Genomic DNA, 13,694 nt, shown 5'->3' on the forward strand with positions numbered 1-13,694 from the left:
GGGCCGTGCCGCCGACTTCCCCACCAGCACACCCGACCGAGGAGAGGTCATGCCTCCGCGTACGACCGACAGCACACCGGAGAGGCGCGACGGCGACCGCGCCCCGTCGACGGCTCCGGAGCCCGAGATCACCGGGGATCGGGAGGGTGGTGCGGCTGCCGGGACGGAGAGGGCCGGGTCACGGGGCGAGGCGGCCGAGGCCGGCCGGGACCGGCCGCCCGCCGACGGCGGCAGCGGGGGCAGGTCCGACGCTCCCCCCGCCGAGGACCGCTCCGCCCCGGAGGCCGGCGCCGGCCACGAGGCGCACACCCACACTCCGGCCGTCGATCCCGACGCAGGTCGGCGGGTCGCCGCGATGCGGCGGGCCGCCGACGGGGGGCGGCGGTGGCGGGGACTGCATGTCGCGGGGTGTGCGCTGCTGCTGGCGGTCGCGGTGACCGGCGGGGCCGTCGCGGTCGGGGGTGGGCAGGACCGGGGGGCCGGGGTCGACGCCGTGTCGGCGGCCGGGGCCCTGCCGCCCGGCGACCTCGCGCGGGGGGATCTCGACGCGGGGATCGCGTCCCTGCAGAAGCACCTGCGGGCCCAGCCGAGGGACTTCGGAAGCTGGGCCACCCTCGGTGTCGCCTACGTCGAGCAGGCCCGTACCAAGGGCGACCCCTCCCGGTATCCGCAGGCCGAGCGCGCCCTGAAGCGGTCGCTCGGGCTGGAGCCGGGCAACGACCAGGCGCTGGCGGGGCAGGCCGCCCTCGCCGCCGCCCGGCACGACTTCCCCGGCGCCCTGGCCCACGCCGCGCGGGCCCTGAAGCAGAACCCCTACAACGAACGCGCCCTGTGCACCCGTATCGACGCCCTCGTCGAACTCGGCCGCTACGACGACGCCGCGAAGGCCGCCGACACCGCCGACGACAGGCGCCCGGGCATCCCCGTCTTCACGCGGTACGCGTACGTGCACGAGCTGCGCGGCGATGTGCGTACGGCGCGTGAGGTGCTGGAGCGCGCCCTGGGCTCGGCCAACGCGCCCGCCGACGTCGCCTACGTCGCCACCGCCCTCGGGCAGCTCGCCTGGAACCAGGGCGAGTACAGGACGGCCCTCGGCCACTACGCCCGTGCCCTCGCCGCCGACGACGCGTACCTGCCCGCCCTGGAGGGCCGCGCCCGTGCCCAGGCCGCGAGCGGCGACCGGGCGGCGGCGGTGAAGGGGCTGGAGCAGGTCGTCGCCCGGTTCCCGCTGCCGGGCCCGCTCGTCGCCCTCGGCGAGCTGTACGAGGACCGCGGCGCCGACGGCGACCGTGCGAAGGCCGGCGACCAGTACGCCCTCGTCGACGCCTGGACGGCCCTCGCCCGCGCGGGCGGCGCCAACACCGACCTCGAGACGGCCCTGGCCGCAGCCGACCACGGGGACAGGAAGGAGGCCCTGCGCGCCGCCCGCGCCGAGTGGGAGCGCCGGCACAGCGTGCACACCGCCGACGCCCTCGCCTGGGCCCTGCACGTCAACGGCCGCGACGAGGAGGCCCTGCCGTACGCCCGCCGGGCCACCGCCACCGGCTACCGCAACGCCGTCTTCCTCTACCACCGCGGTGTCATCGAGCGGGCCACCGGTGACGACCGCGGGGCCCGGACGCACCTGAAGGCCGCGCTGGACCTGAACCCCGGCTTCTCGCCGCTCGGCGCGCGCGAGGCCCGTACCGCACTCGAGGACCTGGAGGGGAACCGGTGACCCTGCGCCGGCTGTTCGCGTCCGGCGCCGCCGTTCTCACGGCCGCCTGCGCGCTCACCCTGCTGCCCGCCGCCACGGCGAGCGCCCACCCGCTGGGCAACTTCACCGTCAACCGTTACGACGGCCTCGTCGCCGCCCCCGGTGAACTGCGCGTCCACCACGTCGAGGACCTGGCCGAGATCCCGGCGACCCAGGCGGGGCCGGACATCAAGCGGCTCGGCATCGCCATGTGGGCCCGCGAGCGGTGCGCCACGGCCGCCGAGGACAGCCGGGCGACCGTCGACGGCCGCGGCGTCGCCCTGACCGCCGAGCGCAGCACCGCACGCGTGCGGCCCGGGCAGGCGGGACTCGACACCCTCCGGGTGGAGTGCGAGCTGACGGCGCCCCTCCCCTCGGACGACAAGAGCCTGTCCCTCGGTTTCCGCGGCGCCGGTGCCTCCACCGGCCCGGGCTGGCGGGAGATCACGGCGCGGGGCGACCGTATGACACTCGCCGCGTCGGACGTGCCGGAGAAGTCGATCTCGGACGAACTGACCAGCTACCCGGAGGAGTTGCTGTCCTCCCCGGCCGACACCGCGTCGGCCGCCCTGCGGGTGCGCCCCGGCGGCGCCGCCCTGGCCGACGAGGAGTCGGACGCGCCCGCGGCCTCCGTGCTCCCGCGCGGCGCCGACCGCTGGACACGTGCCCTGGACGACCTGGTGGCCCGGCAGGACCTCACCGCCGGCTTCGCCGCGCTGGCCCTCCTCATCGCCGTCGTCCTGGGTGCGATGCACGCGCTCGCCCCGGGTCACGGCAAGACCATCATGGCCGCGACGGCGGCGGCCCGGGGCGGTCAGGCCCGGATGAAGGACGTCCTGCCCATGGCCGCCTCGGTGACCGTCACGCACACCCTCGGCGTGGTCGCCCTGGGCCTGCTGGTCACGGCCGGCTCGGCGGCGGCGCCTTCGGTGATCGCCTGGCTGGGTGTCGCCAGCGGCCTGCTGGTGACCCTGGCGGGCGCGAGCCTGGTCCGCCGCGCCCTGCGCAGCCGCGCGCACACCCACCACCCGCACGGTCACCGGCACGGCCACGAAAGCCACCCCCACGACCACGAGGGCGAACACCACGGTCACGCGCACGACCACAAGGATCACCACGACCACCCGCACGACCACGACCACGACCACCCGCACGATCACGCCCACCCGCACTCCCACCCCCACACGATCGAGCACACCCACGGCGGCGCCACCCATTCCCACCCCGTGGCCCCCACCCTCCGCGGCACGGTCCTCATGGGCTTCGCGGGCGGCCTCGTGCCCAGCCCGTCCGCCGTCGTCGTGCTGGTCGGCGCCGCCGCACTCGGGCAGGCCTGGTTCGGTCTGCTGCTCGTCGTCGCCTACGGCGTCGGGCTGGCCCTCACCCTCACGGCCGCCGGGTACGCGGTCGTCAAGGCGGGCAGCGGCATGACCCGGCTCCTGGACCGGCGCCCGCGCTGGTCGGCGGGCCCGATGGCGGCCCTGGTGCGCCGGACCGCACCGCTCGGTTCGGCCTTCGCCGTACTGGTCCTCGGGGCCGGACTGGTGTTCAAGGGGGCGGCATCCGCACTCGGCTGAGTTACGTTCGTGAGGCTTCGGGCGTCCGGAGAAATGCGGACGCCGTGAGGAATTCCGACCGCATGGGGAAGACACACCCCATGGAGATTCCGCCCGGCTGCGAATGGGGGCGCCGTGTTCGAAGAACCGGGCCATGAGCGTGTGATCGCCGGTCGCTACCGGCTCCTCGCCCCGCTGGGCGAGGGCGGTATGGGGACGGTGTGGCGCGCCCGCGACGAGGTGCTGCACCGCGAGGTCGCCGTCAAGGAGGTCCGCGCCCCGTCCGGACTGGCGGGCGACGACGTACAGCGGATGTACGCGCGGCTGGAGCGGGAGGCGTGGGCGGCGGCCCGGGTCGCCAACCGCAACGTGGTGACGGTGTACGACGTGGCGACGGACGACGGCCGCCCGTGGATCGTCATGGAACTGGTCCGCGGCCTCTCCCTCGCCGAGGTCCTGGACGCCGAGGGCCCGATGACGCCGCAGCGTGCCGCGCACATCGGCGCCGAGGTGCTGGCCGCGCTGCGGTCCGCGCACGAGGCCGGGGTGCTGCACCGCGACGTGAAGCCGGCCAACGTGCTGATCTCGAACGACGGCCGGATCGTGCTCACCGACTTCGGGATCGCCATGGTCGAGGGCAGTGCGGCTCTGACCATGACCGGCGAGGTCATCGGCTCGCCCGAATTCCTCGCCCCGGAGCGGGCGCTGGGGCGCACGCCGGGCCCGGAGTCCGACCTGTGGTCGCTGGGCGTGCTGCTGTACGCGGCGGTCGAGGGCCACTCCCCCTTCCGTCACGACACCCCGCTGAGCACGCTGCGGGCGATCGTCGACGAGGAGCTGCCGCCGCCGTACCGGGCCGGTCCGCTCGCCCCGGTGATCGAGGGGCTGCTGCGCAAGGATCCCGAGCAGCGGCTGCCGCCCGAGCGGGCCGAGGAGGATCTGCGGGTCGTCGCCGCGGGCGGCTCACCGGGTGCGGACACCACGCGAGCGGTTCCGCCGGTCCCGCCGACGGTCGTGGGCCACCCCGAGCCCGCGCCCACACCGCCGCTGCCGTACCCGGGGCGGTCGGCGGCATCCGGTGCGGGTACCACCACGACGGCCACGCACCGGGAGCGGGACCGCCGGGCCGGCCGGGTGCTGGTCGCCGGCGTGATCGCGCTGGCGCTCGCGGTGGGCGGGCTGACGTACGCGCTGCTCAACAACGGGGACGGTTCCGGCGGCAATGACCAGGGGGCCGGGGACGGTACGCCCACCGCGACCAAGGGCCCGCCGCGCAACACCGGGACCGAGAAGTCCAGTCCGTCGCCGACGCCGAGCGAGACGAAGGAGAGCAGTCCGCCGCCGCAGTCGGTGAAGGTCGCCCTGGAGGGACGGCGCACGGACTACTCGGGCCCGTGTCCGCCGCCGAACGCCCAGGCACCCGAGTTCACGGCGACGCTCACGGTGGCGCGGCTCCCGGCCGAGGTCAGCTACCGCTGGGTGACGCAGGACGGCCAGGTGCTCGACGGGGGCTGGAAGACGCTGTCGTTCTCGGAGGGCGGCAACCGTTCGAAGCGGGACACGGTGCGGGTGACGACGCGGGAGGAGACCGGGACGCTGGAGAACGAGATCAGCGTCGAGGTGCGGGAGCCGGTGCGGGAGACGTCCGAGTCGGTGCCGTTCTCGGTGACCTGCGAGACGGAGACCCCGACGGGCGGGGCCTCCCCTTCTCCTTCCGGCACGGATCCGGACGCGCGGTCCGGCTCGAACCCTGGGTCGGGCCCGGACGCGGATTCGGACTCCGGCTGAGCGGTCAGTCGTTGCTGTTGAGCACCGGCAGATAACCGCCCGACTGGCCGGGGGCCTTCGGGTGGTACGACTCGCCGATGTTGAGCCAGCTGACGCTGTGCAGCCAGGAGTCGCCGGAGCAGATCTCGTGGCCGCTGAAGGTGGCGCGGACGTCACCGAAGGCGAAGCCGTGGTTCGCGGCACGCTTGGCGATGGCGGTGTTGAGGTGGTCGGAGGCGTCGTTGATGGCCTTGCGCTTGGTCTCGGACAGACCGAGGCAGGTGGTGCCGAGCTGGTAGAAGCGGGGGTAGCCGAGGACGACGACCTTGGCGGCGGGTGCCTTGGAGCGGATCGCCGAGTACACGCCGTCGAGATTTCCGGGCAGCGTGGAGTCGACGTACGCCCGGGCGGTGTTGATGCGGGAGACGCAGGCGCTGTCGGACTGGGTCACACAGGTCGTCATGACGTCGGCGAATCCGGCGTCGTTGCCTCCGATGCTGATCGAGACGAGGGCGGTGGAGGCGCTGAGCGGAGTGAGCTGGCTCGCCAGAACATCACCCGTTCGGGCACCCGAGCAGGCGGTGAAGGCGAAGGTCGAGGGTGAGTGGGCGGCGGCCCAGAGGTAGGGGTAGGCCTTGGTGCTGCGCTTGCAGTCGCCGCTGGAGCTGATGTAGCTGCCGGCTCCGACTCCGGAGGAGTAGGAGTCACCGAGGGCCACATAGCCGCCTGTTGCGGCGAGTGAGGACGCCTGCGCCGTCGCTGCCCCGGTGAGGGCGGTGCCGACGGCGAGGAGGAGCGAGCTCACGAGGACGACAAGTCGGGAACGTCTCATGGAACCTCCCTTTAGCAGGATCTCTGCCATAACCGTCGTAGCAGCTACGCGTGTTGACAGGAAGTGTCCATGCCAAGTCTTTTCGGCCTCTCCCCGGACGCTTGGCGCGTTCGCCACGGGTCGTGTTACGCGCCGGACCTCTCTTGTTACGTGCCCATGACAGGTTTGTTGACTGATGCTCAACTCTCTTGTTCTACGCCGGTAGTTGGTCGACGCTTTACTCCGTCCGGGAGCGGAACGCGACGCTCCCCGGCCCGTGTGCGCGACCACGCGCACACCCCCACATGACGCGCGTCCCACCCAGGCGCGCGCCGCCTAGAGGAGGACTCCCTCGTAATGGCACCACTGCGCAGCAAGAGACTCGGGTTCGCCGCACTCACCTCGCTGGCGACCGCCGCCCTCGTGGGCGGGCTCACCACCCTTCCCGCCCAGGCCACACCCGCCGAGGGCCGGGTGCTCGCCGCGGACTCCCCGACCGCGATCAAGGACAGCTACCTCGTCACGCTCAAGAAGAGCGCGGGCCTGAAGGCGTCCTCGGCCGCGGGCAAGGGCCTGGTGAAGGAGTACGGCGGCTCGGTCGACAAGACGTTCGGCAAGGCGCTGAACGGCTGGTCCGCCACCCTCTCCGCCACCGAGGCCCGGCGGCTGGCCGCCGACCCGAAGGTGGCCTCCGTCGAGCAGAACCAGCGCGTCACGCTCGCCGCCACCCAGACCAACGCCCCGTGGGGCCTGGACCGCATCGACCAGGCCTCGCTGCCGCTGTCCGGCACCTACACCTACCCGGACAGCGCGGGCAGCGGTGTGACGGTCTATGTGATCGACACCGGTGTGCGCATCACGCACCAGCAGATCAGCGGCCGCGCCTCGCACGGCTACGACGCCGTGGACGGCGACAACGACGCCTCCGACGGCAACGGCCACGGCACCCATGTGGCCACCACGATCGCGGGCTCGACCTACGGCGTGGCCAAGAAGGCGAAGATCGTGGGTGTGCGCGTGCTGAACAACAGCGGCTCCGGCACCACGGCCGGCGTGATCGCGGGCATCGACTGGGTGACGAAGAACCACTCCGGACCCTCGGTCGCCAACATGTCGCTCGGCGGCGGCGCCTCCGCGACCCTGGACACGGCGGTCCGCAACTCGATAGCCGGCGGGGTCACATACGCCGTCGCCGCGGGCAACAGCAGTACCTCCGCCTCCTCGTCCTCCCCGGCCCGGGTCGCGGAGGCGATCACGGTCGGCGCCACCACCAGCACGGACGCCAAGGCGAGCTACTCCAACTACGGCTCCGCCCTGGACATCTTCGCGCCCGGCTCGTCGATCACGGCCGGCTGGCACACCAGCGACACCGCGACCAACACCATCTCCGGCACCTCGATGGCGACCCCGCACGTCGCGGGCGCGGCGGCGGTCTACCTGGCGGGTCACACCTCGTCGACCCCGGCCCAGGTCGCGACGGCCCTGGTGAACGGCGCCGTCACCGGCAAGGTCACCAGCGCGGGGTCCGGTTCGCCGAACCGCCTGCTGCAGATCGTCCCGTGACCGACGCCCGCACACGCGCCTGAACACACGTTCCCCGGAGGCCCTGATCGCTTCCGGGGAACGCATGTTTATACGACCGAAACGTACAACTTGCGTCGCACGAGCGGTCCCTCACAACGTCCAAACCAACAAAAACGTGAGAGGCCGTTCCAGGTCTTGCCATACGGGTTCAATCGTCAATACCGTCATACATCTCACCCGCATCGGTCCGTAGTACGCGGCTCCAGGGGAGGGCTCAAGGACCGCGACGAACCGGCGCGGGGCGCGGTAGGGGGGTGCCGTGCTCGGTGACCGCATCGGTCTCCGGGCCGTGCCGCGCGGTCGGCTGCCGTCTGTGCGGCCGGCCAGCTTTGCCAGCTCACCCGGCGTGCCGGAGCGTCATCCCGGCATGCCTCGCCATCTCGGCGTGCCTCGGGTGAGAACCCCCCTTTCGAACCGGACTGGATCCGGACTGCCCTGGGGGGGCGGTCCACCGGACGAGAGGGACCAGACTCATGAGCTCAGTCCTGCAGCCGGCCGCGACGCAGCAGCGTCCGCCGACCGCCTCCACGTACCGACCCGTCTCCTCTCACCTGGCCATCGCGCCGCCGGTGAGCGTGGTGATCCCGGCCATGAACGAGGCGGAGAACCTGCCCTACGTCTTCAAGACCCTGCCCGACTGGATACACGAAGTGGTTCTGGTCGACGGCAACTCCACCGACAACACCGTCGAGGTGGCCCGCGAGCTGTGGCCCGAGGTGAAGGTCGTCGAGCAGCGCGGCAAGGGCAAGGGCGACGCCCTGATCACCGGGTTCCAGGCCTGCACCGGCGACATCATCGTGATGGTCGACGCGGACGGCTCGGCGGACGGCGGGGAGATCCTCAGCTATGTCTCCGCCCTGGTCTCCGGCGCGGACTTCGCCAAGGGCTCCCGCTTCGCCAACGGCGGCGGCACCGACGACATGACCTTCATCCGCAAGATGGGCAACTGGGCGCTGTGCGCGGCCGTCAACCGCAAGTTCGGCGCCCGCTACACCGACCTGTGCTACGGCTACAACGCGTTCTGGCGGCACTGCCTCGACAAGATCGACCTCGACTGCACCGGCTTCGAGGTGGAGACCCTGATGAACATCCGGGTCGTCAAGGCCGGCCTCAAGGTGCAGGAGATCCCGAGCCACGAGTACCTGCGCATCCACGGCGTGAGCAACCTGCGGGCCGTGCGGGACGGGCTGCGGGTGCTGAGGGTGATCCTGCAGGAGCGCTCCAACCGCCGCGCGCTGCGCCGCCGTTCGCCCCGGTCGTCGACGCCGGCCGCGATGCGGGGAGAGGTGTCTTGAGCGGTCCCGGCATCTCCGTCGTGATCTGCGCGTACACCGAGGACCGCTGGGAGGACATCCTCGCGGCGGTCTCCTCGGTCCGCGCGCAGTCACGGCCGGCCCTGGAGACGCTGCTGGTCGTCGATCACAACGACACGCTGCGGGAGCGCCTGGCCAAGGAGTACAAGGAGCACGAGGAGGGCACGGGGACCGCCGGCGGTGCTGTGGTGCGGGTGCTCGCCAACGCGGGCCCCCGCGGTCTGTCCGCCGGCCGCAACACCGGCATCGCCGCGGCCCGGGGCGAGGTCGTGGCCTTCCTCGACGACGACGCCGTCGCCGAGCGCGACTGGCTGCGGCACTTCGCCGAGGCGTACACCGACCCGCGGGTGATGGCGGTCGGCGGGCGCACGGAGCCGGTCTGGGCGTCCGGGCGGCGGCCCGACTGGTTCCCGGAGGAGTTCGACTGGGTGGTGGGCTGCACCTACCGGGGCCTGCCGCGCGGACGGGTGCGGGTGCGCAACGTGCTCGGCGGCAACGCCTCGTTCCGGCGCAGCGCCTTCGACGCGGCGGGCGGTTTCGCCACCGGCATCGGCCGGGACGGCGACAAGCGCCCGCTGGGCTGCGAGGAGACGGAGCTGTGCATCCGGTTGTCCCGGGCCCGGCCGGACGCGGTGCTGCTGATCGACGACCGGGCGGTGATCCACCACCGGGTGCCGGAGGTCCGCGAGCACTTCCGCTACTTCCGCAGCCGCGCCTGGGCCGAAGGCCTGTCCAAGGCCCTGGTGGCCCGGAGCGTCGGGGCGGAGAAGGGCCTGGAGTCGGAGCGCCGGTACGCCACGCGGGTCCTGCCCGCAGGGGTGGCCCGGGGCCTGCGGGACGCCCTGCTGGCCCGGTCGGGCGGTGCGGGACGGGCCGGCGCGATCGTGGCCGGGGTGCTGACGGCGGCGGGCGGTTACGTCGTCGGCAGCGTCCGGGCACACCGGGGCGGAACCACGTTCCAGGTGCCCGAGGTGGAGGTGACGACCCGTGAGTGACGCCCGCGTCCCGATCCTCATGTACCACGCGGTCTCGACCGAGCCGAACGAGGAGACGCGCGCCCTGTCCGTGACCCCGGAGGCGTTCGCCGAGCAGATGGCGGTGCTCGCCGGCCGGGGGCTCAGTCCGCTCACCACGGCCGCACTGGCGGCGTGCTGGCGCTCCGGCCGCGCGCTGCCCGAGCGGCCGGTCCTGATCACCTTCGACGACGGCTACGAGGGCGTGCACCGGCACGCCCTCCCCGCGCTCGCCAAGCACGGCTTCCCGGCCACCGTCTTCGTCTCGACCGGTTGGCTCAGGGGGCCGTACGACACCGGCGGCGGACTGGACACCATGCTGGACTGGGACCAGGTCCGCGACCTCGCGGCGGCCGGTGTCGAGATCGGCGGGCACAGCCACAGTCACCCGCAGCTCGACCAGGTCTCCGACGCCACCCTGCGGTTCGAGCTGATCCACTGCAAGGAGATCGTCTCGGACCAACTGGGCTCCGTACCCGTCTCGTTCGCCTACCCCTACGGCTACTCCAGCCGCCGGGTCCGGCAGGTCGTGCGCGAGACGGGCTGGGCCCAGGCCCTCGCCGTCGGCAACGCCCTGGCGCGGCGTGCTCAGGGGCCGTACGCGCTGCGCCGGGTGACGGTGCGCCGCAGCACGGACATCGGAGAGTTCGAGCGGCTGATCGAGGGGCGCGCGATCGCCCGTACGTTCGCCGCCGACCGTGCCCTGACCAAGGGGTACGCCGTGGTCCGCAGGGCCCGGCAGACGCGCCGGCTGGTCTCCCGCGCCGGGGGCTGACCTGCACGGAAACGACATGCCGCGGGCACGCGGAAACCGGGTGCACGCGGCGTCCCCGTGCCGGATCATGGCGGCATGTCTGGAAACCCGCACGAGGCGCTGCCGATCCGGCTCAACGTCGACGACTCCGACTCCCCGTCCGATGTCGTCGACGCGCTGTTCCTCGGCCGCTTCGCGACGGGTGAGCAGCCGTACTCCCACGCGGTGAACATCGACCGCGTGCGGTCCGGGGCGACGCTGATGCCGCCGGGCGCCCGGGTGCTGCGGGTCGCCCGGGACGACGACCGCAGCGCGACCCTCGCCGAGGGCGACGGCTGGACACTGCTGGTCTCCCGCTGGAACCGGGGCGCCGACGTCACCGTGACGGCGACCGGTGAGGAGCTCGCGAAGAAGATCCTCGACCAGGCCACGGACGGCGCGGCGGACGAACCCGAACCGCAGCCGGAGAACGTGACGATGGGCTTCTGGTACGTCTCCCCGCGGCGCGGCCCGCATCGCACCACCCGCCAGATCGCCGCGGGCACCTGGGACGAGGTCCGGCCCAACTACACCGCGCCGGTGGCGGACGCCATGGACCGCCTGATGAAGACGACCCCGCAGGACATCGCGGGCCGACTCCTGCTGCTGCACGGCCCGCCGGGCACGGGCAAGACCTCGGCCCTGCGCACCCTGGCCCGGTCCTGGCGCGACTGGTGCCAGGTGGACTGCGTCCTGGACCCCGAGCGGCTCTTCTCCGACGTCGGCTACCTCATGGACATCGCCATCGGCGAGGAGGACGCGACGGGCAAGGGCCGCTGGCGGCTGCTGCTCCTGGAGGACTGCGACGAGCTGATCCGCGGCGAGGCCAAGCACACGGCGGGCCAGGCCCTGTCGAGGCTGCTGAACCTGACGGACGGCCTGCTCGGCCAGGGCCGCAACGTCCTGGTCGGTGTCACCACCAACGAGGACCTGGAGCGCCTGCACCCGGCCGTGGTCCGCCCCGGCCGCTGCCTCGCCCGGATCGAGGTCGGCCCGCTGACCCGGTCGGAGGCGGTGAACTGGCTGGGCCGGGAGGACGGTGTCGGCCGCGAGGGCGCGACACTGGCGGAGCTGTACGCGCTGCGCCGCGGCACGTCCCCGACGGCCCTCCCGGAGCCGCGCGGGGGCGTGGACGCGGGGCTGTATCTGTAGCGGAACCACCCGCCGGTTCCGGTCACAACCGCCTCTCACCTGCCTGTTACCCAGGCCTGCCAAGGTGTGCGGCGGAGCGACGCCGAGCTCCGCATCGACCAGGGAGGCCCCGATGGCGCATCCGGCGCCCACCGTGTTCAGCGAACCCGCCCACCGCTTCGCGCGCTGGGTCCTGCCCGTCGTACTCGGTGTCGTCTACGGCAACTGGGTCGCGGTGAACCGGCGTCACGGCGGTCCCATCACCGGGCCGGACGTGGCGTCGGGTGTGTGGAGCGCGCTCGCCTTCATGGCCCTGTGCATCGCCGTGGTGCAGGCGACCCGGCGCCTCAGGCGCGACCTGCACGCCCTGCACGCGCTGCTCCGGGCCGCGTTCGCCGGCGCCGCACTGGGCTTCCTCTACGGCCAGACCGGCGACGACCTCCGCCCCGTGGTCATCACGTCGGTGCTGGTCACGGCAGCCGTCTTCCTGCTGCTGTTCTACCGCTTCCACACGCGCACCGACGCCTGACCAGGCCTGGAGGGCCAGGCCGCCCTCCGTCCCTCGAAGGCGACTGGTGCTTTGATAGGGGTATGACCCTGTTCGTCGGCACGTCCGGGTGGCAGTACAAGGACTGGCGGGACGTTTTGTACCCGTCCGGGCTGCCGATGCGGCTGTGGCTGGAGGAGTACACGGGTCACTTCGCCACCGTCGAGATCAACAACGCCTTCTACCGGCTGCCGGCCCGGGAGACGTTCGAGGACTGGCGGCGGCGGACGCCCGGCGACTTCGTCGTCGCGGTCAAGGCCAGCCGCTATCTGACCCACATCAAGCGGCTCAAGGAACCACAGGAGCCGGTGCACCGGCTGATGAGCCGGGCGGCGGGCCTCGGCGACCGCCTCGGCCCGGTGCTGCTCCAGCTCCCGCCCACGCTGCGCGCCGACCCGGGCCTGCTCGACGCGTGCCTGGCCTGCTTCCCGGCGTCGACCCGGGTAGCGGTCGAGCCGCGGCACGACTCCTGGTGGACCCCCGAGGTCCGCCGCGTCCTGGAGTCCCGGCGCGCCGCCCTGTGCTGGGCCGACATCCTGGCCCGCCCGGCGACGCCGCTGTGGCGCACCGCCGACTGGGGCTACGTCCGCTTCCACCAGGGCCGCGCCGAGCCCTGGCCACGCTACGGCCGGCGCTCGCTGGCCACCTGGCTCGACCGCATCGCCACGACCTGGACCGCCGGCGAGGACGTCTACGCGTACTTCAACAACGACCCGGGCGGCGCGGCGGTGGAGGACGCGATGGTGTTCGCACGGGCGGGAAGGTCGGCGGGGCTGGACATCACACGAACGCCCGAGCGTCTGGCGCGAGCCGGCTGAACCTCACCTTCCTCCCCGCCACGACGACGCTCGTCACGACGGTGTGCGGCGGAAGGCCGTAAGTCGGCTGCGGCGCCGGTCCGGCCGGTCGCGCAGTTCCCCGCGCCCCTTCAGGGCGTCGCCCTCGGGGCGCGGGGCTGTATCGATGTGCGGCTCCGCCGCGTGAGCGCGAACACCCCCCACCGGCCCGCAGCCGGACGCTCCCCCACCATGCCCACCTGACCAGCGGCCCGACGCCTACTCTCCGTAAGCCGCCCGCAGGGCGTCCCGGACCGCGGCCAGGGCGACCTCCTCGCCCAGCCCGAGCCGCCTGGCCCGCTCCACATAGGCCTGTGCCGCCGCGGCCAGCTCGCGGTCCGCCGCCGAGCCGGCCGCGGCGACGAACGTGCCGTTGCGGCCGCGCGTCTCGATCACCCCGTCCGCCTCCAGCGCCCGGTACGCCTTGGCGACCGTGTTCGCCGCGAGGCCCAGCGACTCGGCCAGCCCCCGCACGGTCGGCAGCCGGTAGCCGACGGGCAGCGCACCGGACCGCGCCTGCTCGGAGATCCGCGCCCGCACCTGCTCGTAGGGCGGGGCGCTGTCGTCGATGTCGATCTTCAAGGTCACAGGCCGATTGTCGCGCACCC

At 73.2% G+C, this 13,694-nt stretch carries 12 protein-coding genes; 10 read left to right on the forward strand and 2 right to left on the reverse strand.

The window, feature by feature from the left end; genetic code table 11:
* Window positions 1–49 precede the first annotated feature (49 nt).
* From AB0B29_RS19005 to AB0B29_RS19015, 3 genes are all read left to right on the forward strand, one after another.
* Entirely contained in the window at window positions 50–1,717 is a 1,668-nt protein-coding gene (locus AB0B29_RS19005; protein WP_362240826.1) for a tetratricopeptide repeat protein, read from the forward strand.
* Window positions 1,714–3,312 (forward strand): nickel transporter, encoded by a 1,599-nt coding sequence (locus AB0B29_RS19010; RefSeq protein WP_362240829.1) that lies wholly within the window; start codon window positions 1,714–1,716, stop codon window positions 3,310–3,312. Before AB0B29_RS19005 ends, AB0B29_RS19010 begins: the two co-directional genes overlap by 4 nt.
* A 114-nt stretch (window positions 3,313–3,426) precedes the next feature.
* Window positions 3,427–5,079, forward strand: coding sequence for a serine/threonine-protein kinase (locus AB0B29_RS19015; RefSeq protein ID WP_362240832.1), 1,653 nt, complete (start codon window positions 3,427–3,429; stop codon window positions 5,077–5,079).
* A gap of 4 nt (window positions 5,080–5,083) precedes the next feature.
* Here AB0B29_RS19015 and AB0B29_RS19020 read toward each other — a convergent pair whose 3' ends face one another.
* Window positions 5,084–5,890 (reverse strand): SGNH/GDSL hydrolase family protein, encoded by an 807-nt coding sequence (locus AB0B29_RS19020; RefSeq protein ID WP_362240835.1) that lies wholly within the window; start codon window positions 5,888–5,890, stop codon window positions 5,084–5,086.
* A gap of 336 nt (window positions 5,891–6,226) precedes the next feature.
* Between AB0B29_RS19020 and AB0B29_RS19025 the strand changes: the two genes are divergently transcribed.
* The 7 genes from AB0B29_RS19025 (at window position 6,227) to AB0B29_RS19055 (ending at window position 13,068) form a co-directional block, all read left to right on the forward strand.
* Window positions 6,227–7,432 (forward strand): S8 family peptidase, encoded by a 1,206-nt coding sequence (locus AB0B29_RS19025; protein ID WP_362240838.1) that lies wholly within the window; start codon window positions 6,227–6,229, stop codon window positions 7,430–7,432.
* Between the two features lie 494 nt (window positions 7,433–7,926).
* Window positions 7,927–8,748, forward strand: coding sequence for a glycosyltransferase family 2 protein (locus tag AB0B29_RS19030; RefSeq protein WP_362240841.1), 822 nt, complete (start codon window positions 7,927–7,929; stop codon window positions 8,746–8,748).
* Window positions 8,745–9,761, forward strand: a complete 1,017-nt coding sequence (locus AB0B29_RS19035; protein ID WP_362240844.1) for a glycosyltransferase family 2 protein — start codon at window positions 8,745–8,747, stop codon at window positions 9,759–9,761. Before AB0B29_RS19030 ends, AB0B29_RS19035 begins: the two co-directional genes overlap by 4 nt.
* Window positions 9,754–10,554 carry a polysaccharide deacetylase family protein gene (locus AB0B29_RS19040; RefSeq protein WP_362240846.1) on the forward strand — a complete coding sequence of 267 codons (801 nt, stop codon included), beginning with the start codon at window positions 9,754–9,756 and terminating at the stop codon, window positions 10,552–10,554. The genes AB0B29_RS19035 and AB0B29_RS19040 overlap by 8 nt, the downstream gene beginning before the upstream one ends.
* Before the next feature lie 75 nt (window positions 10,555–10,629).
* Window positions 10,630–11,724 carry a DUF5925 domain-containing protein gene (locus AB0B29_RS19045; RefSeq protein ID WP_362240849.1) on the forward strand — a complete coding sequence of 365 codons (1,095 nt, stop codon included), beginning with the start codon at window positions 10,630–10,632 and terminating at the stop codon, window positions 11,722–11,724.
* A gap of 112 nt (window positions 11,725–11,836) precedes the next feature.
* On the forward strand, window positions 11,837–12,232 hold the full coding sequence (locus tag AB0B29_RS19050) for a hypothetical protein (protein ID WP_362240852.1): 396 nt from the start codon (window positions 11,837–11,839) through the stop codon (window positions 12,230–12,232).
* 62 nt (window positions 12,233–12,294) lie between these two features.
* A complete protein-coding gene (locus AB0B29_RS19055; RefSeq protein WP_362240855.1) occupies window positions 12,295–13,068 on the forward strand; it encodes a DUF72 domain-containing protein in 774 nt (257 codons plus the stop codon).
* A gap of 237 nt (window positions 13,069–13,305) precedes the next feature.
* Here the strand turns inward: AB0B29_RS19055 and AB0B29_RS19060 are convergent, their stop codons facing one another.
* Window positions 13,306–13,674: a GntR family transcriptional regulator gene (locus AB0B29_RS19060; RefSeq protein WP_362240858.1), complete on the reverse strand. Its 369-nt coding sequence runs from the start codon at window positions 13,672–13,674 to the stop codon at window positions 13,306–13,308.
* Between the last annotated feature and the right edge of the window lie 20 nt (window positions 13,675–13,694).

The sequence above is a fragment of the Streptomyces tibetensis genome (assembly GCF_040647715.1).
Lineage (GTDB): Bacteria > Actinomycetota > Actinomycetes > Streptomycetales > Streptomycetaceae > Streptomyces > Streptomyces tibetensis_A.

Excerpts from the sequence above, each read along its gene's own strand:
- AB0B29_RS19005 (WP_362240826.1), top strand. The coding sequence starts at position 50 with ATGCCTCCGCGTACGACCGACAGCACACCGGAGAGGCGCGACGGCGAC.
- AB0B29_RS19020 (WP_362240835.1), bottom strand. The coding sequence starts at position 5,890 with ATGAGACGTTCCCGACTTGTCGTCCTCGTGAGCTCGCTCCTCCTCGCC.
- AB0B29_RS19025 (WP_362240838.1), top strand. The coding sequence starts at position 6,227 with ATGGCACCACTGCGCAGCAAGAGACTCGGGTTCGCCGCACTCACCTCG.
- AB0B29_RS19030 (WP_362240841.1), top strand. The coding sequence starts at position 7,927 with ATGAGCTCAGTCCTGCAGCCGGCCGCGACGCAGCAGCGTCCGCCGACC.
- AB0B29_RS19045 (WP_362240849.1), top strand. The coding sequence starts at position 10,630 with ATGTCTGGAAACCCGCACGAGGCGCTGCCGATCCGGCTCAACGTCGAC.
- AB0B29_RS19050 (WP_362240852.1), top strand. The coding sequence starts at position 11,837 with ATGGCGCATCCGGCGCCCACCGTGTTCAGCGAACCCGCCCACCGCTTC.
- AB0B29_RS19055 (WP_362240855.1), top strand. The coding sequence starts at position 12,295 with ATGACCCTGTTCGTCGGCACGTCCGGGTGGCAGTACAAGGACTGGCGG.